The organism is Oceaniserpentilla sp. 4NH20-0058 (genome assembly GCF_040371755.1).
Lineage (GTDB): Bacteria > Pseudomonadota > Gammaproteobacteria > Pseudomonadales > Oceanobacteraceae > Bermanella.
Genome location: NZ_BAABWE010000011.1, coordinates 86,306 through 111,920, shown reverse-complemented (window position 1 = coordinate 111,920; position 25,615 = coordinate 86,306). Strand labels below are relative to the sequence as shown.

General features: G+C 43.4%; 25 protein-coding genes. 12 read left to right on the top strand and 13 right to left on the bottom strand.

Annotation, left to right across the window (positions count from 1 at the left end):
• Positions 1 to 47: 47 nt before the first annotated feature.
• The gene (rpiA, locus tag ABWV45_RS14240) at positions 48 to 725 is read right to left on the bottom strand and encodes a ribose-5-phosphate isomerase RpiA (RefSeq protein ID WP_353352384.1); all 678 of its coding nucleotides are present in this window, start codon (positions 723 to 725) and stop codon (positions 48 to 50) included.
• Positions 726 to 829: 104 nt separating this feature from the next.
• Here rpiA and ilvA point away from each other — a divergent pair, with 104 nt between their 5' ends.
• Complete coding sequence (gene ilvA / locus ABWV45_RS14235; RefSeq protein ID WP_353352383.1) at positions 830 to 2,341, top strand: threonine ammonia-lyase, biosynthetic; 1,512 nt, start codon at positions 830 to 832, stop codon at positions 2,339 to 2,341.
• A 38-nt stretch (positions 2,342 to 2,379) separates the two neighbouring features.
• Here the strand turns inward: ilvA and ABWV45_RS14230 are convergent, their stop codons facing one another.
• From ABWV45_RS14230 to ABWV45_RS14220, 3 genes are all read right to left on the bottom strand, one after another.
• The gene (locus ABWV45_RS14230; protein WP_353352382.1) at positions 2,380 to 3,204 is read right to left on the bottom strand and encodes a DUF6279 family lipoprotein; all 825 of its coding nucleotides are present in this window, start codon (positions 3,202 to 3,204) and stop codon (positions 2,380 to 2,382) included.
• Positions 3,205 to 3,385: 181 nt separating this feature from the next.
• Positions 3,386 to 4,630: a glycosyltransferase gene (locus ABWV45_RS14225; RefSeq protein WP_353352381.1), complete on the bottom strand. Its 1,245-nt coding sequence runs from the start codon at positions 4,628 to 4,630 to the stop codon at positions 3,386 to 3,388.
• A 64-nt stretch (positions 4,631 to 4,694) separates the two neighbouring features.
• Complete coding sequence (locus ABWV45_RS14220) at positions 4,695 to 5,582, bottom strand: sterol desaturase family protein (RefSeq protein ID WP_353352380.1); 888 nt, start codon at positions 5,580 to 5,582, stop codon at positions 4,695 to 4,697.
• 130 nt (positions 5,583 to 5,712) lie between these two features.
• Here ABWV45_RS14220 and ABWV45_RS14215 point away from each other — a divergent pair, with 130 nt between their 5' ends.
• A complete protein-coding gene (locus tag ABWV45_RS14215; RefSeq protein ID WP_353352379.1) occupies positions 5,713 to 6,195 on the top strand; it encodes a phosphatidylglycerophosphatase A family protein in 483 nt (160 codons plus the stop codon).
• Between the two features lies 1 nt (position 6,196).
• Here the strand turns inward: ABWV45_RS14215 and ABWV45_RS14210 are convergent, their stop codons facing one another.
• Entirely contained in the window at positions 6,197 to 6,871 is a 675-nt protein-coding gene (locus tag ABWV45_RS14210; RefSeq protein WP_353352378.1) for a zinc metallopeptidase, read from the bottom strand.
• 52 nt (positions 6,872 to 6,923) lie between these two features.
• On the opposite strand from ABWV45_RS14210, the gene ABWV45_RS14205 reads away from it, so the two are divergent.
• Complete coding sequence (locus ABWV45_RS14205) at positions 6,924 to 7,535, top strand: retropepsin-like aspartic protease family protein (RefSeq protein WP_353352377.1); 612 nt, start codon at positions 6,924 to 6,926, stop codon at positions 7,533 to 7,535.
• Here the strand turns inward: ABWV45_RS14205 and ABWV45_RS14200 are convergent.
• The 4 genes from ABWV45_RS14200 to ABWV45_RS14185 form a co-directional block, all read right to left on the bottom strand.
• The gene (locus ABWV45_RS14200; protein WP_353352376.1) at positions 7,518 to 7,901 is read right to left on the bottom strand and encodes a DUF5329 family protein; all 384 of its coding nucleotides are present in this window, start codon (positions 7,899 to 7,901) and stop codon (positions 7,518 to 7,520) included. The two genes, ABWV45_RS14205 and ABWV45_RS14200, sit on opposite strands and share 18 nt — an antisense overlap.
• Positions 7,902 to 7,982: 81 nt before the next feature.
• Entirely contained in the window at positions 7,983 to 9,851 is a 1,869-nt protein-coding gene (gene dxs, locus ABWV45_RS14195) for a 1-deoxy-D-xylulose-5-phosphate synthase (RefSeq protein ID WP_353352375.1), read from the bottom strand.
• 81 nt (positions 9,852 to 9,932) lie between these two features.
• Positions 9,933 to 10,820 (bottom strand): (2E,6E)-farnesyl diphosphate synthase, encoded by an 888-nt coding sequence (gene ispA / locus ABWV45_RS14190; protein ID WP_353352374.1) that lies wholly within the window; start codon positions 10,818 to 10,820, stop codon positions 9,933 to 9,935.
• Positions 10,820 to 11,059, bottom strand: a complete 240-nt coding sequence (locus tag ABWV45_RS14185) for an exodeoxyribonuclease VII small subunit (RefSeq protein WP_353352373.1) — start codon at positions 11,057 to 11,059, stop codon at positions 10,820 to 10,822. Before ABWV45_RS14185 ends, ispA begins: the two co-directional genes overlap by 1 nt.
• A 137-nt stretch (positions 11,060 to 11,196) precedes the next feature.
• Between ABWV45_RS14185 and pomA the strand changes: the two genes are divergently transcribed.
• The 3 genes from pomA to ABWV45_RS14170 are packed head-to-tail and all read left to right on the top strand — an operon-like array spanning position 11,197 to position 13,572.
• Positions 11,197 to 11,955, top strand: a complete 759-nt coding sequence (gene pomA, locus ABWV45_RS14180; protein ID WP_353352372.1) for a flagellar motor protein PomA — start codon at positions 11,197 to 11,199, stop codon at positions 11,953 to 11,955.
• 40 nt (positions 11,956 to 11,995) lie between these two features.
• On the top strand, positions 11,996 to 12,985 hold the full coding sequence (locus ABWV45_RS14175; RefSeq protein ID WP_353352371.1) for a flagellar motor protein MotB: 990 nt from the start codon (positions 11,996 to 11,998) through the stop codon (positions 12,983 to 12,985).
• 14 nt (positions 12,986 to 12,999) lie between these two features.
• A complete protein-coding gene (locus ABWV45_RS14170; RefSeq protein ID WP_353352370.1) occupies positions 13,000 to 13,572 on the top strand; it encodes a hypothetical protein in 573 nt (190 codons plus the stop codon).
• Between the two features lie 8 nt (positions 13,573 to 13,580).
• Here the strand turns inward: ABWV45_RS14170 and ABWV45_RS14165 are convergent, their stop codons facing one another.
• Positions 13,581 to 14,285, bottom strand: coding sequence for a hypothetical protein (locus tag ABWV45_RS14165; protein WP_353352369.1), 705 nt, complete (start codon positions 14,283 to 14,285; stop codon positions 13,581 to 13,583).
• A gap of 190 nt (positions 14,286 to 14,475) precedes the next feature.
• Here ABWV45_RS14165 and rnr point away from each other — a divergent pair, with 190 nt between their 5' ends.
• From rnr to ABWV45_RS14150, 3 genes are all read left to right on the top strand, one after another.
• Positions 14,476 to 17,094 carry a ribonuclease R gene (rnr, locus tag ABWV45_RS14160; RefSeq protein WP_353352368.1) on the top strand — a complete coding sequence of 873 codons (2,619 nt, stop codon included), beginning with the start codon at positions 14,476 to 14,478 and terminating at the stop codon, positions 17,092 to 17,094.
• 13 nt (positions 17,095 to 17,107) lie between these two features.
• A complete protein-coding gene (gene rlmB, locus ABWV45_RS14155; protein WP_353352367.1) occupies positions 17,108 to 17,842 on the top strand; it encodes a 23S rRNA (guanosine(2251)-2'-O)-methyltransferase RlmB in 735 nt (244 codons plus the stop codon).
• Between the two features lie 152 nt (positions 17,843 to 17,994).
• Complete coding sequence (locus ABWV45_RS14150) at positions 17,995 to 19,434, top strand: sensor histidine kinase (RefSeq protein WP_353352366.1); 1,440 nt, start codon at positions 17,995 to 17,997, stop codon at positions 19,432 to 19,434.
• Between the two features lie 5 nt (positions 19,435 to 19,439).
• Here the strand turns inward: ABWV45_RS14150 and ABWV45_RS14145 are convergent, their stop codons facing one another.
• Together ABWV45_RS14145 and ABWV45_RS14140 are read right to left on the bottom strand one after the other, a co-directional pair.
• A complete protein-coding gene (locus tag ABWV45_RS14145) occupies positions 19,440 to 20,051 on the bottom strand; it encodes a replication protein P (RefSeq protein ID WP_353352365.1) in 612 nt (203 codons plus the stop codon).
• A complete protein-coding gene (locus ABWV45_RS14140; RefSeq protein ID WP_353352364.1) occupies positions 20,014 to 21,108 on the bottom strand; it encodes a DnaT-like ssDNA-binding domain-containing protein in 1,095 nt (364 codons plus the stop codon). The genes ABWV45_RS14145 and ABWV45_RS14140 overlap by 38 nt, the downstream gene beginning before the upstream one ends.
• A gap of 226 nt (positions 21,109 to 21,334) precedes the next feature.
• Here ABWV45_RS14140 and alr point away from each other — a divergent pair, with 226 nt between their 5' ends.
• The 3 genes from alr (at position 21,335) to ABWV45_RS14125 (ending at position 25,011) form a co-directional block, all read left to right on the top strand.
• The gene (alr, locus tag ABWV45_RS14135) at positions 21,335 to 22,408 is read left to right on the top strand and encodes an alanine racemase (protein WP_353352363.1); all 1,074 of its coding nucleotides are present in this window, start codon (positions 21,335 to 21,337) and stop codon (positions 22,406 to 22,408) included.
• 227 nt (positions 22,409 to 22,635) lie between these two features.
• A complete protein-coding gene (gene mqo, locus ABWV45_RS14130) occupies positions 22,636 to 24,144 on the top strand; it encodes a malate dehydrogenase (quinone) (RefSeq protein ID WP_353352412.1) in 1,509 nt (502 codons plus the stop codon).
• 243 nt (positions 24,145 to 24,387) lie between these two features.
• A complete protein-coding gene (locus ABWV45_RS14125; RefSeq protein WP_353352362.1) occupies positions 24,388 to 25,011 on the top strand; it encodes an acyloxyacyl hydrolase in 624 nt (207 codons plus the stop codon).
• 295 nt (positions 25,012 to 25,306) lie between these two features.
• On the opposite strand, the gene ABWV45_RS14120 is transcribed toward ABWV45_RS14125, so the two are convergent.
• Positions 25,307 to 25,579 (bottom strand): late competence development ComFB family protein, encoded by a 273-nt coding sequence (locus ABWV45_RS14120; RefSeq protein WP_353352361.1) that lies wholly within the window; start codon positions 25,577 to 25,579, stop codon positions 25,307 to 25,309.
• Between the last annotated feature and the right edge of the window lie 36 nt (positions 25,580 to 25,615).

Genomic DNA, 25,615 nt, shown 5'->3' with positions numbered 1-25,615 from the left:
TGGCACCCAAAGAGACATTGATACCCTTTGGGTGTTTGCTTGATCAATTAATCCTTCGCCTTCAACGTTTTCACACCTTCTTGCGTGCCCATCAAAAACACATCTGCAGGGCGACAGGCAAATAAACCATTTGTTACTACGCCTACGATGGCATTAATGCGCTCTTCTAACGCGGTAGCACTTTGTATGTTCAAGTTGTGCACATCTAAAATCACGTTGCCGTTATCTGTGGTGACACCTTGGCGGTATACCGGGTCACCACCTAGGGCAACTAATTCACGGGCAACATATGAGCGTGCCATGGGAATCACTTCAACAGGCAGTGGGAAGGTGCCTAATATTGGCACTAATTTGCTGTCATCGGCTATACATACAAATTCTTTTGAGCAAGCGGCGACAATTTTTTCACGGGTGAGGGCGGCACCGCCCCCTTTAATGGCTTGCAGGTGATCGTTAATTTCATCGGCCCCGTCAATGTAAAATTCGAGCGAGCCAACGCTGTTTAAATCGTAAACTGGAATGCCATGGTCTTTAAGGCGTTGCGCGGTGGCTTCTGAGCTGGCCACGGCACCATCAAATAAGTGTTTAATCTTGGCCAGAGCATCAATAAAGCAGTTGGCTGTAGAGCCTGTGCCCACACCTATGATGCTATCTTCTTCAAGGTGAGGTTGGATGTAATCCGCTGCGGCTTGGCCTACGGCCTGCTTAAGTTGATCTTGGTTCATGGCATTACCTAGATATAATCACGAAATTTAGGTGTGATTATATCTAAGCACAGGGCAAAATGGGTACAATATTGCACTTTTTAAAATAGGTAAGTGGATTTGTAATGGCGGATAACTACATAAAACGCATATTAGAAGCCAATGTGTACGATGTGGCGGTGGAAACCCCCATGTCTGAGGCGCAGTTTCTTAGTGATCGCCTAAAAAACACCATTCTGATTAAGCGTGAAGACGAACAGCCGGTTTACAGCTTCAAGTGTCGTGGTGCCTATAACTGTATCTCTAAGAAAACCCCTGAAGAATTAGCAAAAGGAGTGGTGACCGCCAGTGCGGGTAATCATGCTCAAGGGGTGGCCTTATCAGCGCAAACGCTTGGTATCAAAGCCACTATCGTCATGCCACGTACAACCCCTGAAATCAAAGTGGCTTCAGTTCGGGCTCGCGGTGCGAAAGCGGTATTGCATGGCGATACCTTTGACGAAGCCTTCGCCCATAGCCAAAAATTGGTAGAAGAAAAGGGCATGACTTACATTCACCCATATGACGACCCAGATGTCATCGCTGGTCAAGGCACCATTGCCATGGAGATGCTGCGTCAGTGTACGGGTGATATACACGCTATTTTTGTGCCTGTTGGCGGCGGTGGTATTGCTGCGGGTGTGGCGGCATATGTAAAGTACCTACGCCCAGAAATAAAAGTGATAGCGGTAGAAAGTACCGAAAGCGCGTGCCTTCATGCTGCTATGAAAGCTGGCCGTCGTGTGACTCTGCCCCATGTGGGTATTTTTGCCGATGGTGTGGCCGTTGCGCAAATTGGCAAACACACTTGGCAGGTATGTAAAGATCATATAGACGAGTGCATTACAGTGACGCCAGATGAGCTGTGTGCTGCTATAAAAGATATTTTTGATGATACCCGCAGTGTGGCCGAACCAGCAGGGGCTTTAGGTGTGGCAGGTTTGAAAAAATACGTGGAGCGCACTGGCATTGAAGGTAAAACACTGATTGCTATTGAATCCGGTGCCAATATGAACTTTGATCGTTTGCGTTATGTGAGCGAAATGGCTGAAGTGGGTGAAGGTCGTGAAGTGTTAATGGCGGTGACCATTCCTGAAAGACCGGGTAGTTTCCAAACATTTTGTAATGTTTTGGGTCGTCGCCCAATTACTGAATTCAATTATCGCTACGGCCGAGATGACGCCGCTCAAATTTATGTTGGCGTTAAAGTGACAGATGGCGGCAAGCAAGATTTACTGGATGAACTGAAACAAAAAGATTATCCCGTAGTAGATTTAAGCGAAAACGAAATTTCTAAATATCATATTCGTCATATGGTGGGTGGCCATGCACCAGAGTCTGTCAGTGATGAAATTCTGTATCGCTTTGAATTTCCAGAGCGCCCCGGTGCATTGTTAATATTCTTGAAAAAGTTAGGTAGGCGTTGGAATATTTCTATGTTTCATTACCGCAACCATGGTGCGGCTAATGGTCGTGTATTGGTGGGTTTGCAAGTACCTAAACATGAAAAGAAAGAGTTGCAATCGTATTTGGATGAAGTGGCTTACCCTTTTTGGGAAGAAAGCGATAACCCTGCGTATCAGCTTTTCTTAAAATAAATGACAAGGCGGCCATATTTGAGCCGCCTTTTTTATGATTACGTTTTAGATACCTCATCAATAAATAAAATATAGTCTCGGATTTTCTGCTGTAAAAAAGCAATTTGTTTCGGTGTTAAGTGAACGCTGAAATTACTAAAAAACTGATGTGTAAGAATTCGGTTTTGTTGTTCTAGTAGCCGGTAATCGGCTGATTTAAATGACTCTGGATTATTTAAAAGTTTAGCTAGGTCGGTAGAATTGTCTGCTACTAACATGGTTTGCTTTAATTGGCTTTGGTATTCACGTAAATATTCAGTGCGTAATTCGGTAGTGTCAGTTTTTTGCTCTAAATATTCTTGTAATAATGTTATTTGAACTGTTGTTATTTCCCCTAAAAAATCTTCTAGTATCTCTTGCCATTTTTCTAAACGTTCTTGTTGTATCGTTTGAGCATTGTTTTCTAATAGATGGTCAAGCCGCTTTTGGTTTTTGTGTTCAAGCTTAATAAATAAATATTCGATTTGGTCTGGTGATAAGTTCTCGACTAGAGGTGCATATTGATCACTCACGTGTTGACGAAGGGAAAACCAATAACCATGCAAGCGTTGAGCATGTTGATTAATAGTATAGGCTGATAACGGAAGCGCTGTTAAATCTTGCGATATGTCCATAAGGTGCTGTCGATACTTGGGCAACTCTGAGGATTTGTGCCAAATCAAAGACTCTTCAACGTGTTTTGCAAGCACAGATTCTTGCTGATTCGTGAGCTCTAGGTAGTCATCGCTGTACCATAGAATAATCCAATCTAAATGCCGATAAGCAAATTGCGAAGTACAGCTCGTGATTGACAGACAAATGATCAATAGAAAGATAATGCGCATGAGCCCTCCGTTAGCTTTTCTATTGATACGTACAACAAGGTGTAGCAGATCATGCCAAACCGACTCATATCATGCTTATTAAGATTATAGTCCAGCATGGGCTAGGGTGGGGAAATAAAGGGTAAATTTACAGCCGGTAGCATTTAATTTATGAAACGCGATTTAGTAACCGAAAAACGCGCTAGTTTAATTTATTTTTTGCTTCTATCCACTGTGCCATGTACTGAGTCGACTTCATAGTATGGTGGCGCAACATACTGCCGGTGAAGTTATTTAACCTGTGAGTTTCTAGGTTGTTAGCAAGGTGATGCAAAGACTCTATCATTGCCTGACTGTAGGTTTTCCACGCAAATCCGTCTGTTAAAAATGTTAGGCAGGCGTTTTGCGCTTGTTGCCATGTGGTTTCATGACGGTATAAATCCACGGCCAGTTGTGCAAATTGATCAAAGTTGTCACTGACTAACGCGGTGGAAGGTTGATTGTTATCGAATAAACCTTCACTTCCGATTGAGGTGGTGACCGCAGGTAAGCCACATTGAGCGGCATCCAGTAATTTGCCTTTTAGTCCTGCACCAAAGCGCAATGGGGCCAGTAATACACGGGCTTTACTTAATTCTTTAAACGCGTCTTCGCACCAACCTTTAACTAAAAAACCTTGTTTTTCGTTATGCAGTTGAGTGGCTTTTTTCGGCGGGTACGCACCAAATATATGAAGCTGAGCGTGTGGTAATTGTTTGCGAATTAACGGCCAAATGCTTTGTTTGAGTTGCAGTACGGCATCCCAATTGGGTTCGTGACGGAAATTACCAATAGAGACAAAGTGCGTACGTTCATGGAATGGAATATCGGTGTTGACGTTAATCTGTTTTAACATGAACGGCATATACAGCAAAATATTAGCGGGTACGCCAAAGCGCTGCTGCAATATCTGCATTTCGTACTGGCTAATAGTAAGAGTCAGGTCGCAACGATAAATGGCGGCAATTTCACGCTTAGCTTGATCGGTAAATAAATTCTGATCACTGACGTGTTTAATTACTTGCTGAGGATGTTGCTTTGCCAAGGTTTGGCGTGCAAAACGTAAGCAGTGCAAGTCTTCACTGTCTAAAATACGAATAGCCTGTGGGCAATGTTTCTCTACTCGCCAGCCAAATTGCTCTTCCATCATAAAGCGGTCAAACATCACCACATTGGGTTGTAATTGCTTGATGTATTCATCGAAGCTTTCATTATTAAGCTCAATGGTACAGGTGCTTATCTGATGCTGCTGGTAATCAATGGCGTGCTCACTGGGGGCAGCAGGTGAGGCATAGGTGACCTTAAAACCTGCTTGTTGAAAGCATTCAATTAACTGCAACATGCGGCTGCCGGCCGCGGATGATTTAGGTTCTGGCCATACATAGCCAATGACAAGTAGGGTTTTCATGGCGCGGATTATAGCCATAACCGCAGGTGAAAACTGCGTTTATGGCAAAATAATCGGTTAAAAATTAAGAATGGGTGCTGGGTTGCTTGTCAGTTTGCTTAGTAGGATTGGGTTGCCATTCTGGTGGGCGCCAAAGGTGGCCAATGCGCTGCCACAAGGTTTTATGGCCGCTGAATATATCTTTAAACATATCGCTCCACTCATGCAAGGTGAGACGAATAGGGTTATGGCTATGAATCTGACGAGTGATGCCGTAGTCAATTTTAATGTCAGCGCATTCTTTCACAAATGTGCCAAACAACTTATCCCAAATAATTAACACCCCAGCGTAATTTTTATCTATGTACTCTGGGTTACGAGCGTGGTGTACGCGGTGATGGCTAGGAGTATTAAGAACCCACTCTAAAGGCCCAAGGGTTTTAATGGTTTGGGTGTGAATAAAAAACTGATAGGCCAAACTTAACAGCACTGAGCCTAAAACCAACTCGGGTTCAAATCCCATTAATACGATAGGCACCCAGAATAACCACATTCCGGATAACGGATAGGTAAAGCTTTGGCGAAACGCCGTGGAGAGATTCAAGTGTTGGGAGCTGTGATGCACCACATGGCTGGCCCACATATAACGAATACGGTGATGGGCGCGATGGAACCAGTAATAACAAAAGTCCTGCATTAAAAATAAGCCTAAAAAGCTTAACCATGACTTTTCAATATTGAAAATCCGATACTCATATAAAGCGTAATAAATGCCCATGACAAAAAGTGCGTTAAACAAAGCGTCACTGACTTCATGTAACAGGGCCAATGTGCCGTTACTGATGGTGTCTATCCATGTGTAGCGCGCACTGTCCATATTTGCTTGTTTGCGTAAATACATAAACTCTAGGGCAATACACAGTAAAAATAGGGGGGCAAAGGCCAATAAAATATATTGTATAGAAAATGTCATAATCACATCCTGAATCAACAGTACCCAGTGTAAAGAGATAAGGCAGGCTCACAATGTCATTTTAAGACATGTGCCGCGCAAAATGCGCCAGCGTTCGATATACTTTGGGCATCTTTATATTGAGTTTATTATGAATTTACCAAAACCCTCTTATGCAAACCCCGTACATATGCTGGCCTTTGGTTTAGGCAGTGGCTTATCGCCAAAAGCTCCGGGTACCGCAGGCACCATTGCAGCTTTGCCCATTTATTGGTTTGCCATGCAGGATTTATCGGTATGGGCTTATTTGTTAGTACTTGCTATCACTATGTTGGTGGGTACTTATGTGTGTGACCGTACTTCTAAAGATTTAGGGGTGCATGATCACGGCGGCATCGTCATCGATGAATGGATGGGCATGTGGCTTACCCTATTTTTAGCCCCACAAGGCATTGAATGGATGATATGGGGTTTTGTGTTATTTAGGGTTTTCGATATTTTAAAACCTTGGCCCATCAAATGGTTTGACGAAAAAGTGGGTGGCGGTTTTGGCATCATGATTGACGATGTACTGGCCGGTGTGGCAGCTTGGTTGGTACTACAGGCCAGTGTGTACTTGATCGCGCTGATGTAAATCAGCGCCTAATAAAGCGTAACCAACGCCAAATATTCAATAAGCTAGCCAATGCTGCGGATACATAGGTTAACGCACAGGCCAGCAATATCTTACGGGCGTTTTTATAATCTTTCGTTTGCAGGTATTGGCCATTTTTCAAAATGGGTAATGCTTTTGAAAAACTGGCATTAAACTCCACAGGTAGTGTCACTAGGTGCACTAATGTGCTGGCTAGCATTCCCACAATCGCGACGATAATGGATATTCGCCCAACCGCTGGCACAAAACTTAAAAATACAGGGGTACTGATCAACGCTATTTGCGCTAATTTCTCCACATAAAACGCAAACTTAGCCAGAGGCGCACGTAATAATAACAGCGCCATCCCTTGTTGATGCTGAATTGCGTGGCCTACCTCATGGGCGGCAACTGCAACTGCGGTGAGAGATTTATCGTTAAAGTTTGCGCTGCTTAACCTTACGGTTTTGCTAGTGGGGTCATAATGGTCCCCATGCTCTGTGGTTTCTAACTTAACATCCAACCCTTGTTGTTTGATTAAGTGACGGGCAAACTCACCACCTGTACCGGGGAAATCCGAGCGAATGGCACTGTGTTTGTTGAGAATCCGTTGCACCCAAAACTGGGGTAAATAAATTAGGCCAACTAATATGACCAATAGCACAATCCAAATCATGTGGCACCTCAAGTAATCATAAGGATAAGTATACGTGAGAGTTCAGCAAATAATGACTACTGTTGTTTTAATCATGCTAAGCATGATGGTAAAAGCCAATATTCAAGCGGTAGGGTTGATGCCGGGCATGGCTATTCTAGAGAAAGACGGCCAGCGTTTAATCATTAAAGCCGGAGAAGAAAAAGAGGGCATCACTTTAATACGCGCGGACAGCCAGCAATGCTTGGTGGAAATTAACGGCCAGCGTCAAACCCTCATGCTCGGCGCTTCTTTGGCTTCTGGTTATACCGTGACACAGGGAAAGGAAGTGCGCCTGCAACAAGATTATCGTGGCCATTACTTCACGAATGTAAATGTGAATGGCAAACCTGTAAAAATGCTGGTGGATACAGGGGCAACCACTGTGGCCATGAGCGGGCAAACCGCCCGCAGATTAGGCATAGCCTATGCTAATGGTCGTAAGGGAAGAAGTGCAACCGCAGGCGGCATAGTGAATAACTTTATGATTCGTGTGAACGAGTTAAATATGCAAGGCATCAAACGTTATAACGTACCAGTGAGCGTAATTGAAGGTGCCCACCCTGATATCCCTTTATTGGGCATGAGCTTTTTAGGTCAGCTTAAAATTCAGCAAGATAATGGCGAGTTAGTGATCAGTGAATGATGATTGCGTTGTCCCTTGGCTTTGACGAAATGCCGCTAATTCATTTAATAGCCAGTTAGCACTGCTGGTGGTTTTACCGTCGCAGATGACGCGGTATGGTTTACCGCTTATGGTGCTTTTGGTGGCGCTTAAGCGAATAAAGTCTTCTGTTGTTTCAATGTCATCTGCAAAATAATCGTATTTCTTTTTAATGTGCTCTACTGCGTCTTTGCCTGTGTGTTGGGTGCCGTTACGGATATAGCTACACTGAGTGTTTTTAACAAATGTCAGTAAGTGCTGAATCTCAGTTGTGTTTCCATGACTGTGGCATATGCAAGATAAATAAAGGATTAAACAAGTTGTTAAGCGTATATATGAATGAGCCAAGCTGACGCACCTCACTGATGATGAGTTTGCATTTAAAATACAGAATGAAAAAGAAAAACGCACTAATGGGTGCGTTTTAAATTAATCGATTTTATTCAGCTGAGCCAATATGCCGTTTGCATCTATGCCCATTTCTGCCCATTGTTGAGCTTGGGAGCCATGTTCAATATACGCATCCGGTATGCCTAAGTTAACTAGGTTTGGTTGAATATGATTAGCAGCATAAAACTCATCTATAGCGGAGCCTGCTCCACCCATGATGGCGTTGTCTTCTAATGTAATGATGTGCTGGTGGTTTTGAGCAATACTCAGTAATAAAGCTTCATCAATGGGTTTTACAAACCGCATGTCCACCAATGTCACTTGTTTGCTGGAGGCTTGTTTGTACATGGCCACGGCTTTTTTAGCTTCGTGCAGTAATGGGCCAAAGCACAAAATTGCAACGTGTTCACCTTGTTGCAGTACCTCACCTTTACCAATCTCTACGGTTTCATTGGTGATGGTAACTTCGTCTTCGCTGGCGTTGCCTCTTGGGTAGCGCACAGCTGCTGGGCCATTAAATTCATAACAGGTGTTCAGCATTAAACGGCACTGAGTTTCATCAGATGGGCAAGCAATCACCATATTAGGAATACAGCGCATAAAACTAATATCGTATGCCCCTGCGTGGGTTGGCCCATCCGCACCCACCACGCCTGCACGGTCAATGGCAAAAGTTACATCTAAATTTTGTAAGGCCACATCGTGTACTAATTGGTCGTAAGCCCGTTGTAAAAATGTACTGTAAATGGCTACAACAGGTTTGGCTCCTTCGCACGCCATGCCTGCTGCTACTGTCACCGCATGTTGCTCGGCGATGGCCACATCAAAATAGCGATCAGGAAATTTTTCAGAAAATTTAACAAGGTCACTGCCTTCGCGCATGGCGGGGGTAATGGCCATTAAACGGTTATCTAGGGTGGCCGTATCGCAGGCCCATTTGCCAAAAATATTACTAAAGGTTTTGGCTTTTTTAGCGCTGGCGCCAACCGGTGACAGGGCGTGGTATTTGATTTGATCTTTTTCGGCAGGGGCAAAGCCTTTGCCTTTTTTGGTGATAATATGTAAAAACTGCGGGCCTTTTAGATCACGCATGTTGCCAAGAGTACGCACAAGAGCCTCTAGGTCGTGACCATCCACAGGGCCAATGTAGTTAAAGCCCAATTCTTCAAAGAAAATTCCTGGGGTGAAAAAACCTTTTACATGTTCTTCGGTTTTACTTGCCAGCTCCCAAATGTGGGGAATGGTACTAAGCACTTTGCGCGAGCCTTCACGCATATTGTTGTAGGTTTTAGAGCTTAATAACTTGGCTAAATATTTATTTAAGCCACCTACGTTTTCACTGATGGACATGTCGTTGTCGTTTAGGATGACCAACATGTCTGTATCGGTGTGGCCTGCATGATTTAACGCTTCAAATGCTTGCCCTGCGGTCATCGCTCCATCGCCAATGATGGCGGCCACTTTTTTATGGCTGCCAGTACTTTTTGCTGCGATGGCCATACCAAGTGCCGCACTGATAGACGTAGACGAATGGCCGACACCAAAGCTGTCAAATTCACTTTCACTGCGTTTAGGAAAAGGGGATAACCCGTCTTTTTGGCGAATACTAGGCAGTTGCTCGCGACGGCCTGTTAACACTTTGTGCGGATACGCTTGATGGCCAACATCCCACACCAATACATCGTCTGGCGTGTTATATACATAATGCAAGGCAATGGTCAGTTCAACTACCCCAAGACCGGCACCAAAATGCCCACCGCTTTGTCCTACGCTGTACAATAAATATTCACGCAGTTCATTGGCGAGCTGAGGTAGCTGGTCGGCCGCTAAATCACGCACTTGCTTGGGCAGATCGAGGCTGTCCAGTAAGGGTGTTTGTGGGCGGCTTGTGGGGATTTGCTGGAACATCTGTTACCCAGAGCTTGTTGCAATAAAATAAGGGGCGCTATTCTACCCCCTAATGCATAAAAAGTAATGGAAGCGAGTGCGCTAATTCACTCGCTGAATGATGTAATCGGCAATTTGCCTTAAAGTCTGAGCGTTTTCACCCAGTGGCTCAATGGCTAGTAGAGCGGACTCATGTAATTGCTTGGCTTTTGCTTTTGCTCCTTCAAGCCCTAACAGCGAGACATAAGTGGGCTTATTTAGCGCGGCATCGGCCCCTTGGGTTTTACCAAGGGTTTGGGTATCACTGATTACATCTAAAATATCGTCTTGCACCTGAAACGCTAAGCCAATGGCATCCGCATAATCACTTAATGCTTGTGTTGTCTCTTGGCTTAATTGAGGGTGACATAGAGCCCCCATTAGTACGCTGGCTTTAATTAAGGCGCCGGTTTTATGGTTATGCATGGTTTCTAAGTATGCTAAATCAACGTCTTTATCCACTGCGCCTAGGTCAAGGCTTTGACCTCCTGCCATACCGTAAACACCACTGGCAGTGGCTAGTGTATGCAGCATAGTTAATTGTTGTGTGGCACTTAGTCCTTTAATGGGCTGACTCAGTAAACTAAAGGCTTCGGTTTGTAGGGCATCACCGGCCAAAATGGCACAGGCTTCGTCAAACGCAATATGACAGGTGGGTTTTCCGCGTCTTAGGTCGTCATCATCCATGGCGGGCAAATCATCATGTACCAGTGAATATGCATGAACCATTTCGATGGCTAAAGCGGGGTAGTCGGCTAATGCTAAGTCGCATTGGCAGGCCTGTGCACTGGCATACACTAATAAAGGTCGAATGCGCTTTCCACCGTTTAACAGGCTGTATTCCATGGCCGCTAATAAACGTTTCGCTTTAGCTGGGGGAAGAATATCAGGAGAGCCAAAAAAATCATTAAAGCGAGTAATGGCCGTTTCTTGAAAATGCTGAAACGTCATTATTGTGCATCACCTTCAAATGGAACAGCGCTCGATTGGCCGCTTTCTTCCATTAGAATTTGAACCTTTTGCTCTGCTTGACTCAGTGCTTGCTGACACTGGCGAGTGAGCTTGACCCCTTGTTCAAAGGCCTCAAGAGACTGCTCAAGGGTAAACTCTGAGTTTTCTAATTTCTCCACCAGACCTTCTAGTTGAGCCAGTGATTGCTCAAAGTCCATGGTGTTCTTTTGTTCTGCCATTTCAATACCTTCAACGTGCTTAATGCCGATAAGATGTTTTGCGCAATTGTATCCTATAAGGTCGTGCAAACTGAAATACTCTGTCTAGACTCAATATAAGTGGTAACCCAATTTATTAAGGAAGTCAGGGTAATACAGTGGATTTAGCGACGATAGTTGGGGTAATTGGGGCGTGGGTCATTGTTATAATGGCCATGGTGATGGGTGGCGATCCGGCCATGTTCGTCAATATTCCTTCTATGTTAATCGTAGTGGGCGGGGCTATTTTTGCCGTGCTTATGAAATTTGAGTTAGGCCAGTTCTTGGCAGCCGGTAAAATAGCCGGTAAAGCATTCTCTTTTAAACTTCCAAAACCTGATGCCATGATCGAAGAGATTGTGGAGCTAGCTGGTGAAGCTCGTAAAAACGGGTTGCTTGCTCTTGAAGGTAAAGAGGTGAGTTATGATTTTCTTGCTAAAGGCATTCAATTGCTGGTGGATGGTCATGACCCTGATGTTGTTAAAACTCTACTGAGTAAAGACGTACGTCTAAGCACCGACAGACATAAAATGGGTACACAGATATTTGCTCAGCTTGGTGATGTGGCACCGGCCATGGGCATGATAGGTACGCTAATTGGATTGGTGGCAATGCTGGCGAATATGGATGACCCTAAAGCCATTGGCCCTGCTATGGCGGTGGCGCTGTTAACCACATTGTATGGGGCTATGATGGCCAATATGTTCTGTTTGCCCGTAGCGGATAAGTGTGCGTTAAGGGCAGATGAAGAAGGTCGCTTACAGAGCATGGTAATTGATGCGCTGCTTGCTATTCAGGCTGGACAAAACCCCAGAGTGATTGAGTCCATATTACGTACTTACCTGCCAGAGTCGAAACGTGGAGACGAAGATGAATAAGCGTCTCTTAATGTTCATGGAAGAATAAAGGAGCAGATTCATGGCTGATGAAGATGAAGCTCCGGACTGTCCCGATTGTCCCGTCTGCCCCCCTAGTTGGTTAGCCACCTTTGCCGATTTAATGTCGTTGTTAATGTGCTTCTTTGTGTTATTACTCTCGTTTGCAGAGATGGACGCACTGAAATTTAAGCGCTTGGCCGGTGAGTTGCGCATGGCGTTTGGTGTGCAAACGGTGATTAATGCGGATGACCCACCAAAAGGTACCAGTGTTATTGCCAAGCACTTTAGTCCGTCGATTCCAGAGCCAACCCCAATTAACGAGATCCGTCAGAAAACATCGGATGTGACTAAAAGCTCGTTAGAAGTTCTTTGCCAAGATGCGATCACCGCACAAACCGAGGCACAAGGGGATACAGGTAAAAAAACCAGAGAAGTGTTTGTACCAACCGAACAAACCGTGACCCAAGAACAAGTGGAAGATGCGGCACTCGAAATGGCCAGCGAACTTGAACAAGAAATATCAAAAGGCAAAGTTGAGCTAGAAACCCAAGGCAATAAAATCATCATACGCATAACAGAAAATAGTTCGTTCAAAGGGGGAAGCGCCTATGTGGAAGATGAGTTCCTACCTGTGTTAGATAAAATTCGAGAAGTATTGGTCGAATTACCGGGACGCATTAGTGTGGAAGGCCATACCGACAACACACCACTAGGTGGCGGTGGCCAGTATCGGTCAAATTGGGAGTTAAGCGCAGCACGTGCAGCGTCGGTTGCTCAGTATTTGTTTGTTGCCCCAGAAATGGATGAAAAACGGTTCATGGTAGTAGGTCATGGTAGTGTGCGTCCATTGGTGGACAATCGCACCGCAGAAAACCGAGAAAAGAATCGTAGAGTTGAAATCATTATTGTAAAAAGTGATGAAAGAGATAATGATGACGAACCAGAAATAAGTGATTCAGATAACCCCTTCTCGGATCAATTAAATGCTGCGCCAGAAGATTTTGGCCTAGATCCAGATGAAGTATTTTAAATGGAAGTAATGATATGTCAGAAGAACGCCGTCGTTTTTTTCGCATAGACGATGAAGTTGCATTAAGTTTCCATCTTATTGATGACGAATACGGTGGTGAGGACAGCGATGATCTGCACACCATGCAAGATATGCAGCAAGAGTTTCATGTGAGCCTTGAGGTGCAAATTCGTCAAGCCATGGTGGATGTGCGGTCCCAGTACCCTAAGTTAGCGCCGCTACTTGATTTAATGAATCAAAAAATCAATTTGTTGCATGCTAATGAAGCTTTAGTGGAGGAGGCACCTGTACTTAAAAAAGCTAACTTAAGTGCTTGTGGTATTGCATTTACATGGGGGGATAAATTGCCAATTAATCAAACATTAATGGTTAATATTTATCTTCAACCCAACCATGAATTAGTACGTGCCGAAGCCCATGTGGCGGCGGTGGATAATAATCCGGACCACCCTACACAATCAGAAGAAGCGTATATTGTACGCTTAGACTTTAATGAGATGCATCAAGCGTTTCAAGAAGTACTTATTCAGCATGTGGTGCAAAGGCAAGGGCATCAATTGCGTAAAAAATTCGATTCAAATAATTAGTTTTGATGTCACTTAAACGTTTCAATTACTTCTAGTTTCAATAGATCTTTTGCTTTGCTATCAATCAACGTGCCGTGAGCAGCAATAATAGCATCAAAATCTAAAGTTAATAATTTTTCAAAATCTGATTTCAACGACTCCCCTTTTTTAGTCACACGTTTTAACCAAGGGCCGCCGATATTTAAACCAATCTTGAATCCTAATAATTTAAATATGACTTTAGTAAACCAAGTGAAGTAGCTCCAGTCACTATGGTATTGCACGCTGTCGGTTGTAATTAATAACTTGTGTTCTTTTATTAGTAAGGCAGCTTCTGGATAACACGAATTTTCAAAAATAAAAAATTCGGAATTCGGGAAAGGACTAATAGATTCGGCTTGTATGACTTGAGTAGGCGTTGGTGTTTTATACGTATCTTGCCCTGCTTGCGCCCAAAATTCGCACTGATAACGGTCAAGGTAGAATGGGTCATCTAAACCATGAAAATCACCAAGGCGTAAAATATGTTTTACCCTACCCAACTTATCAAGACAGGCAAGCTCTTCTTCATCCATACGCACTGGGTTAATGAGAGTTAGCTCGTCATCGTTCTTCAGCACCACCATGTTACGGTTCATGCGCATGCCTGGCCCCACTTTGATGCTGCCATGCAACAGGTATATATTAGGGTATATGGTAGTGAGGGTGTCATGTGGGTAGGCAGGTGCGTACATGAGTTCATCCTTGAGTATTGAGCTCTTTAATGTATCTGAATGGTTTATTGTGATCAATTATTTGTAATGACCAATTACATCAAATTAGGCAGGTATTAATTAAGCTGTAAGAGTGTATTGATCCCTAAGGTTCAAGGGTTTAGGCTGGGATTATTATGAAAAAATATCCCATTTAGTCTTTACTGGTTAGATGAAAAAAAACACCGAATACACCCTATATGTGTATAATCACCTTATGAAGAAAAACAAAACATCAAAACCAGCTAACACCCTTACCGATCCTTTTGCCAACCGTGAAGCGCAAAAGTACGACAACCCCGTCGCCAGTCGTGAATTAATCCTCGAAACCCTTGAAACTCACCCCATACCTTTGACCCATTTACAGCTTGTAGATCGCTTGCATGTTGAAGGGGAAGACCAAATTGAAGCCATGCGCAGACGCTTAATTGCCATGTGTCGCGATGGCCAATTGGTGGAAGATCGCCGTGGTGGCTTTATGCCTATGAGCCAAGTGCCGTTGATTCGTGGTCGTGTGCAAGGTCATAAAGACGGTTATGGCTTTCTAATTAAAGACGAAGGGGGCGATGATCTGCACCTTTCCATGAAGCAAATGCGTAAAGTATTTGATGGTGATGTGGTTACAGTGCGCTTAGCTGGCGCTGATAACCGCGGCAAGCAAGAGGCGATTATTGTTGAAGTTCAACAGCGCAATACTCACCAGTTAGTTGGGCGTTTTTACACCCAAGGTGACAGCGCCTATGTGGTGCCAGATGCCCGTCGCGTTACGCAAGAAATTATGATTCCGGGCTCAGAAATGGGCGCGGCCAAAAACGGCCAGTTTGTGGTGGTGGATATTACTAAGCAGCCGGATACCCGCCAATTGGCCCTTGGGCGCATCACAGAAGTTTTAGGTGATCACCTTGCACCGGGTATGGAAATCGACATCGCGCTTCGCAGCCATGAAATACCGTTTGTCTTTCCTGAAGCGGTAGAAACTCAAGTAGCCGCCATTGCTGACGAAGTCACCGAAGCGGATAAATATAATCGAATCGATTTACGGGATTTACCGTTTGTCACCATAGATGGTGAAGACGCTCGCGACTTTGATGATGCGGTATTGGCCCAGTACAACCCGAAAACAAAGGGCTGGCGCTTATATGTGGCCATTGCCGACGTGAGCCATTATGTACCAGTTAATTCGCCATTAGATGTAGAAGCGCAAAATCGTGGTAACTCGGTGTATTTTCCCGAGCATGTGGTGCCTATGTTGCCTGAAAAACTCAGTAATGGGCTGTGTTCATTAAACCCTCATGTGGACCGATTATGCATGGTGTGTGAGATGAGCATCAGTGCCGCAGGTAATATTAGCGGCTACCAGTTTTATGAAGGGGTGATGCACAGTCATGCCCGTCTTACGTATAAATTGGTAGGTAAAATCCTAGAAGATAAAGACGGCGATGAAGGCCAAGTGTTACGTGAGCAATACGCTAACATTGTGCCTCAGCTAGACACCTTATACGACTTATACAAGGTATTACGTGGTGCCCGTAGTGAGCGTGGTGCAATTGAATTCGAAACCACCGAAACTCGCATTGTATTTAATTCGGATCGCAAAATAGAAGACATCGTACCGGTAACTCGTAACGACGCTCATAAGGTGATTGAAGAATGTATGTTGTGTGCCAACGTGGCCACCGCACGCTTTATGGAAAAACACCAGCAGCCAAGTTTGTATCGTGTTCACCAAGGGCCAAGTGAGCAGAAATTAGAGAACTTAAAGCAGTATCTAAATGAAAGCGGTTTATCGTTAACCGGCGGCACCAAGCCAACACCAAAAGACTTTTTACAAGTGATGAATCAAATTAAGGACCGCCCTGATGCGCACTTGATTCAAAGCATGTTGCTGCGTTCTATGAGCCAAGCGGTTTACCAGCCAGACAACGAAGGCCACTTCGGTTTGGCTTATCCCGCTTATACACATTTCACATCTCCTATTCGTCGTTACCCAGATTTATTGGTGCACCGCGCCATTAGGCAGTTGATTCGCAGCGAAAGTGAAGACGCCAGTTTATTAAAAACTGTGCGCCGTGCAGAAGGGGCTAAGCCACTTGCGAAGAAAGAGATCTACCCATACGACATGGCTGCATTGTTACAGTTTGGTGAGCAGTGCTCGTTAACCGAACGTCGTGCTGATGACGCTACCCGTGATGTGATGGACTTTTTGAAATGTGAGTACATGCGCAATCATTTAGGTGAAGAATTTGAAGGGGTAATCAGCACGGTTACCAACTTTGGTATTTTTGTTCAGCTGAGCGATTTATACATAGAAGGTTTGGTGCATGTAACTAATTTAACCAGTGACTTTTACCAGTTTGATCCAGTGCGCATGTTATTGCGCGGTGAACGCAGCGGCCGTGTACTCCGCATGGGCGACACCGTACAAGTGGTAGTGAGTCGTGTTGATTTAGACGATCGTAAAATTGATTTTGTCATGCAAGGTGCCGATAGCAATGGTGCTCAGGGTGCCGCAAATCCTTCTAAGCGTGGAAATCGTCGAAGCGGCAAGCAAGGTGAAACATCCGGTAAACGCAGTATTGGCACGGTGCGCAAACGCAAGCCGGAATTAAAAGCGCCTGAGGGTAACAGCGACAGCGATAAAAAAGACCCTTACGCTAAAGCGAAAGCCGATAAGAAAAAACTCATGGACGAAGCCAAAAGTGCGGCGAAAAAGAAAAAGCCCAGCAAGCGCCAAAAACTAAATAACGCCAAAAAGAATGCCAGTAAAAAAACGGCAAAGAAGAAAAAGTAGAGATTAGTACAACATGAGTGATGAAATTGTTTTTGGTATCCATGCCGTTAGTAATGTTTTAAAACGCTCCAGCGAGCGTGTGCGTGAAATGTATGTACAGCAAGGTCGTGACGACGAGCGTCTGCAAGAACTATTCAGTTTAGCCAAGCAAAACGGCATATCGGTGCAAGTGGTTAAAAAGCCTTTTTTAGATGAAAAAGCGGAAGGTAATCACCAAGGCATCGCATTGCGTGTAAAGCCGTTACAAGTAAAAGGCGAAAACGAATTATTGCGCCAATTGGATGCCTTAGACGAACCAGCCTTTTTGTTGGTTTTAGATAGCATTACCGACCCACATAACTTAGGTGCATGTTTGCGAACTGCAGATGCAGCTGGCGTCCATGCGGTGATAGCACCTAAGGATAAAGCCGTGGGAATCACCTCTACGGTGAGTAAAGTGGCTTGTGGTGCGGCTGAAACAGTGCCGTTTTATCAAGTGACTAATTTAGCGCGTGCTTTAAAAGAATTACAAGAGCGCGGTATTTGGTTATATGGCACAGCCGGAGAGGCCAGTGAATCTGTGTTTAAAACCGATCTTAAAGGCCCTATTGCCATAGTAATGGGGGCCGAGGGCAAGGGCTTACGCCGTTTAACCCGAGAAGCCTGTGATCATTTAATACATATTCCCATGCAAGGGGATGTTAGCTCTTTGAATGTTTCAGTGGCCACTGGTGTGTGCTTATTTGAAGCCCTACGTCAGCGATTATAACCCTAGTTTAACCTGCAAATCTGCAATATCTGTCTACTCTTAATACATAGTCTGGATTAAGAGTGAGACCTGCATTTGTGCCACACTTCCCATTATCGTAGTGTTTGTCTATACCCAAGTGAGAGCCTTACATGAGGCTTCGTGGGTTATCCATGCGTTTAGCCATTCTGATGGTGGCTGCAACGGTATTGATTCAGCTAGTCCATGGGCTTTATCGCCTGTCGGTTGATATCCCCAATGCTAGGAAACAAGGCGTTGAAGACTTAGATCACCTTGTGAGTAGTTTAAAGCCTGCGTTATCTTTCTCGTTATTTCAATTTGACGAAAATTTATCAAATGAAATTCTTAAAACATTTCGCTCATATGATGTTGTTTCTGGTGCTTGGCTGTTGGATCAAGAGAATTCAGAAGTGGGAGTGTGGGTGAGAATTAATGGGCCAACATCTGAGTATAATAAAGAGGTCACATGGCCATTAATCTATAACGATAATAAGGTTGGCGATTTAGTTGTTCTGGTGAATATGTCAATTATTGACGAAAAAGCCATGGCTGAGATTCTGCGGGTGATTGGTTTAACTTCATTCATTGGACTTTTAGCCCTTGGCTTGTTGTACATAATTGTGAATTTTATTGTGACTCAACCCATTGAATCGCTTTCTAATATTGTGAGTAGAATTAACATTAAGTCATTTACTAAAGCCGACATTAAAGTACTTGATGATGTGAGAGCATTAGATGAAATAAACTCACTTAGGCAAAGTATAAAAGCAATACTGACTGAATTGGTTGAGCATTTCGGAGACAACGAACAAGCGATGATTTTATTGAAGGAATTCAATCGTGCGCTAGAAGATAAAGTCACACAAAGAACTCAAGCGTTACAGCAAGCAATCGATGATGCAGAAGTGGCTAATCGAGCAAAAACCGACTTCTTAAATGTAATGACTCATGAGTTACGTACCCCTTTAAACGGTGTGCTAGGTTTTTCAGCTATTTTGAAAACACGGGATTTAGCTGATAAAGATAAATTATTGATTGATGGTATTGAGCAAGCAGGTCAAGGCTTGCTGGTACTTCTGAATGACATAATTGATTATGTAGATTTAGACAGTAAACCGTTAAGCCTGCAAACGTTTTCAGTGCATGATGCACTCTCTTCTGCTTACAAAGAGCTACAACCTAAAGCACAAGAAAAGGGTTTGGCGCTAGAGTTCGATGTAGATAGTAGCCTAATACTTAATGGGGACCCTAAACGATTAAATGTACTGGTGCGGCAACTTATTTCAAATGGCATTAAATTTACGGCTCAAGGGAGCGTTACTATTCAAGCAAAGGAAGCCGATGACGGTGATGTATTGATTAATATTATTGATACCGGTGTGGGAATGGAAGCGTCAACATTATCAAACTTTAAAGACGGTTTATTTAATCAGCACGAACAAGGGCTAGATCGAAGCAACGAAGGCATTGGCTTGGGTATGGCGATTGTAAATCGAATATGTAACAAGTGGTGTGGTCAGTGGTGGTTTGAAGAAAATCAACCACATGGCATTCGGGTAAATATTAAACTGGGCAATTTAAAGCAAAGTTGAACTCATTAAAGCTTTAACGATGCCCGTAACGATTTCAAATGGTCTTGATTCTCTTGTTTTGTTAAAGGCTTACTGATGGTTTCAGGCAAGGCTTTTTCCAGTGGTATTTCTAATGTTTCGCCTTTGATGACACGCTCGCACAGCATCTCGTAATTACGTTTAAATACAGGAAAAACCTGATCACGAGACTCGCTAGATAAAAAGAACCAATCCGTTGCTAAGCCTGCAAAGTACACTGCCGGATGGCTCCAATTAAAACCTTTTTTAGGTTGAGATGCACGGCAAGCTTCAATATAAGCACTGTTCACATTAGGCAGGCCAAATACATCGTAGGCGTTATCGCAATACTCTTTGAATTTAGCAATAGAAGGTAAAAAAGTTTCTTGGGCGATGATGTCGTCGGCGACTTTCATGACCAAATTTGCGGGATAGTGGCTTAAGTGTTTAGCCCATAGACGTTTAGCTAAACTGGATTGCTCGGCATTTGGGTAGGCTGCATGGTACTGATTACCGTAACCGGCCGCCAATACCTCAAATACCCCATTTACGGCACTAATTAGCTGTGGACTGAACTGAGTTTCAGTTTGCCCAGCTGGTGTCGCTGAGTCGCTCTTCAAGGGTTGTACTTGCAATGTAATCTCGTTGAGAAGTTGCTCCGTTACCTTGCTGACCATTTAAGCGCTTGCTCCATAAGTGTTTGGCGTGTTGTAAAAATTTGCTGTTCCATGAGGTATGCAACTGATTGCTATCGCGCCAGTATAAAACAAATTCCGGTACGATGCTTTGGGCAAATGTTCGATCAATATTGGCCATGGCCAGTATCTCAAATACATCCTCTGAGGGCATCCAGCCATCTTTCATTGGTATAGGATCACTTGGGTGGGCCAGACTGGCACTAAAGCGTGCCCATTGACGACGAACCCAAGCAACAAATTTGGTATTCCAAGTATCGTGGGCCTCGCCCTTTTCTTTGTAATATAAAATAAACTCACTGATGCAGTCTTGGATAAAGCTGGGGTCAACACCGGCTTTATGTAAAATATCCAAAGTAGTGGGTTCAGGCTGCCATTCGTGGCTCATTTGCTGCTTACGGTTAGCATCCCCTTGAAATACCGCTGGGTGGCTTTGATCTTCTTTATTGCGTTTATTGACCCAACGAATAAACATGGTGGACCAGCTGGCGGCTAGTGTCCCTTGGCTTTGGTGGTGGTAAACAAACTCTTTCACCTGTGCTTGTGTATAACGTTTGGCAATGCCTAGGGTTTCACTGATGTAGCGCAGGGTTTCCGTATCTGGTTGCCAATTAGCTGGAATCACATTTTTATATTGCTGTTGTGATTCTTTATAGGCTTGTTGAGTTTTGCTTTGCTGGCTACTGGCAGGAGCCTTAGCCTGAAAGCTGTAAAATAGCTGCTCGCTTTGACCAAATGGGGGGCTGTTGTAATGCACCACACCTTTATCGCTTAAATTCTTTAATATGCGCTTAATTTGGTTATCGTCCCAAAAGGGTAACCAGTTACGCAGGGTAGATTTATTGATGAACTGCCAATCAGCATCATGGGGTTGTGCGCCATCATTAAGGGCTTGAAGCACAATGGCTTCTTCAAGGCCAATGGTGGCCGCTAGGCTAGGGGAAACCACTAGCATGCGTTCTGGAATTAAACTATGACCCATATTTACTACGTATTCATCTAAAAAACGGTACAATGCCGGGGAACTTGCAGGGCGCGTTACTAGGCTAAAGCATTTGTATGTATTGACCTAGGACTAACTGAGCACATAGAGTAAAAAGCGAGTTAGCCTCACGGCGGCGGATGTATTCGTTATACTCTATGTATCACGAGCTCATCACTATTATTTTCAATGCGCGAGTATAGCGCATATTTATCTGGCAGGCAGTATGGCAAGAGCCACTCAAGTACTCATTGATCTACACGCGTTAAAAGAAAACTATCAAAAAGCTAAGTCTTTGGCCCCTGATAGCTTGGCGTATGCGGTGATTAAAGCCAATGCGTATGGTCATGGTTTAACTCAGGTGGCTAATAGTCTGGTATCTGTGGTGGATGGATTTGCCGTGGCGTGTGTTGATGAAGCCGTGTTATTGCGAGAAATGGGGGTGTTATTACCTATTCTCGTGTTAGAAGGGCCAATGGGGCCAGATGAGTGCCAAAGCGCGCTGGATTTAGACCTACAAATCGCGATTCATAATGAACAACAAATTCAATGGTTGTCTCAGCTTGATGAAGGTGATCTACATCTTCATGTTAAAGTCGACAGTGGTATGCATCGCTTGGGGTTTTCTCCTCAATTAGTCCCCAGTATTATTAGCCAATTACATAAACTAAGGGTGGTTAATGATATTCAGCTAATGAGCCACTTTGCTTGTGCGGATGATCCGAATCATGTGTTTACAGCTGAGCAAATTCAAAACATGGATGGTTTGATGGCCATGGGGCTACCCATGAGTCTTTCTAATAGTGCGGCTATCTTTAGCTTGCCCCAATGTCATCATCAATTAATTCGCCCTGGAATTATGCTTTATGGGGCTAGCCCATTGTTGGGCCAATATGGTCCAGATTTAGATTTACAGCCTGTTATGACTTTGCAAAGTGAAGTGATCGCGATTCATCAAATCAAGGCAGGGGAAAGTGTGGGTTATGGGCAGGGCTTTATTGCTCAGCAAGATAGTCTTATTGCGGTTGTCGCTATTGGCTATGGTGATGGTTATCCTCGTAGCGCCAAAAATGGTACTCCCGTCTTGATCAAAGGTAAGAGCTGGCCGTTAGCGGGTCGGGTTTCTATGGATATGATCACGGTTGATGTGACAGGGTCAGATATTCAACTAGGTGATAGAGCCACCCTTTGGGGGATAGGGCTAAGTGCGGATGTGGTAGCTGAACACTGCGGTACCATTGCATATGAATTATTTTGCCAATTAACTAATCGAGTGAATCGCCATTACTTAGGCAGTTAATTAACTTATGTACTAACATTGTGCAATTGCTAGTGTAAAAAATAGTCAATGCATAGGCGTGATGCATAATTGCCAATAAAAAGGGCACGATCTTTTTATTGATTTTGCTATAATGTGCCCCCCATTTTTGCAATGTCGTCAAAAAACGATATAGCGACCCTACCTCTTACTTTTACAAAAAGTAAGCGCGTGACAAGCAATACAGGTAGCGGGTCCGTTTTCATTTAATTAAGAGCGTGGAAACCATGACAGCCAAAGTCAAAACTGTAGACGTCTTACTTGTTGGTGCAGGTGCAATGAGCAGCACCCTTGCCATGTTATTAAAACAATTAGACCCTAGTTTAAAAATATGTGTTGTTGAGCGTTTAAAAAGTGTTGCTAAAGAAAGCACAGATGGTTGGAATAATGCTGGTACTGGCCATGCTGCTTACTGTGAATTGAACTATACCCCAGAAGATAGCCAAGGCAATGTGGATATATCTAAAGCATTAACCATCAACTCTTCATTCGAATTATCCCTTCAATTTTGGAGCTATCTAGTTAATAGCGCTGTATTACCCAACCCAAAAGAATTCATTAACCGTACCCCGCATTTAAGTTTTGTTTGGGGCGAGAAAAACGTGGCGTTTTTGAAAAAACGTTACGAGTTAATGAGTCAGCATCATTTGTTTTCTGGTATGGAATACTCGGAAGATCGCGAAGTTCTGAGCAAGTGGATGCCACTTGTTATGCGTGAGCGTGATCCAAAAGAGCCTGTGGCTGCCACGTATATGGCAAGAGGCTCAGACGTGGACTTTGGTTCACTTGCGCGTTACATGATGGCCCACTTAGTCGAGCAAGAAGATTTTGAGTTGATCTTAAATTACGACGTAGATGACTTACAACGCTCAAGCGAAGGTGGCTGGTCGGTTCAATTAGAAAACCGAGATACTAGCGGTAAAACACGTATTCGTTCTAAATTTGTATTTCTTGGTGCTGGTGGTGGTGCTTTACCGCTATTACAAAAATCTGAAATACCTGAAAGCGATGGCTATGGTGGTTTTCCAGTTAGTGGCCAGTGGTTAGTATGTGAAGACACCCAAGTGGCGGATCAGCACCATGCTAAAGTGTATGGTAAAGCAGCCATAGGTGCGCCACCTATGTCAGTGCCTCATTTAGATACCCGTGTTATCAATGGTAAAAAAGCATTATTATTTGGGCCGTTTGCGGGGTTTACCACGAAATTTTTGAAGAAGGGATCTATGTTTGACTTGCCTAGCTCCATTCGTGGGAATAATTTAATGCCCATGATGTCTGTTGGTATTAATAACATGGATTTAACAAAATATTTAATCGGTGAAGTATTTCAATCAAATCGTTCGCGTATGAGTTCACTTAGGGATTACTTCCCACAGGCAAAAGACGGCAATTGGCGGCTAGCAGATGCCGGTCAGCGTGTTCAAATTATCAAGAAAGATAAAAATGGCGATGGCAAACTAGAATTCGGTACAGAGATTGTGGCCGCTGCAGATGGCTCTATCGCATCTCTATTAGGTGCTTCACCAGGTGCTTCTACCGCAGTTCACGCTATGATTAATGTGATCGAGCGTTGTTTTGCAAGTCGTTTAGAAAGCGATGGCTGGAAAGAAAAATTGAAAACAATGATTCCATCTTATGGCGAATCATTGATTGATGACGCTGAATTACTTAAGCGTGTACGTGAACAAACATTATCTACCTTAAATTTAAATCCTTAAATCTATATTGCCCTTAAATTCTTTAAGGGCAATTCTTTGTCTCTTATATTTTAAATTCCACTAATCTAGCCTTAACTGTTATTGTATTAATCTTTTTTAAACAGTCTGTAAAAAATATCGGATTACTTTATTGCAGTTTTTAGACTAGTTAAGTCAAATTCTTTCGGTGGAACTCTTAGTTAGTTTTTTGGTCTATAGATTGCTTCTATTATATCCATATAATTAAATTAAGTGGAAAACGGCATGTTTCGTACGTTAGTTTTAGTTTTGTGTTTATCATCTCCCCAATGGGCTTATGCTGTAGCGGAAGAGCTGACGGAGGAAGACACGGAGACTTGGGGCTGGCGTACCGCTTTGTTTTCCAGTTTATTTTTATCCTTGGCGATGAACCCATTAGGTGCTGACGAATACAATGCGTCAATAATGATGTCGGAAGATGAGGATGTTGGTGCGGTAAAGTTTGGCTTTAAGTGGCATAAAGATGACTTATCTTTTGATTTATTTGGCGCAGAAGTTACCCATTATTATTTATTGGGTTATAGCTATTGGCAAAGTTTGGATATAGATGGCCAAGAAGGTGTGGTGAATGCGGTAGAATTTGTCCCTGTGTTTCGTTTTAATTGGTCCTATTCGAATTGGTTAAGCTATTTAGAAACCTCTGTTGGTTTATCGGTTTTGTCTCGCTCGGGCATTAATGACAAACGTTTTAGTACGAATTTCCAATTTACCGATTCATTATCTTTTGGTGGGTATATTACGCCGAAATCAAGTTGGTCTCTTCAGCTGCAACACTTCTCAAATAATAGTATTAAATTGCCTAATAATGGGATTAATTTTTATAACTTTAATTATGCTTATCGTTACTGATTTTTGCTCGTCTTTGATTTAATCAAAACCTGTTTTCTTCAGTGCATCAAGCTGGAGTTGCAGCACCACATCACAATTAATGATGCCCCTTTTGTTCGTTTTCTGATTGTAGATTAATTATTTTGGTTTTAAAAAATGAAGAGGGTACTGCTGCCAGTGTGGTAAGAAGTACTGAGGGTCCTAAGTGATAGTATGAAGGACCATAAATTAAAATCGATCATTCAATTAAAAGAAAATTTCAGAAGTGATCTTCTGGTATTTAAAGAACATGAATATATCGCCCCAAGTGATGAGGCTATTTACTGACCTTGATTTGTTCATCTAAATAGGCAATCGCTTCTTTTACCGCCTTATGCACTTTTGTATTAATCTCTTCATGCTCTTGAGCTGACATATAAAATGCAAGGTCCACTTCATGACGATAATAGCGGGTGGGCAAATTGTTTAATGCCAAACAAGCAAGATCCACTAGCTGTTCATGGGAAAACCCTTTCTCTATTACTTGGTGGTTAATGGCATCAACCACTTTGTTCTCATAATAATTACGTATTTGATCACTGATTGACATCTTTGCATCCTTATTGAGACGTTTATTAAGTATAGG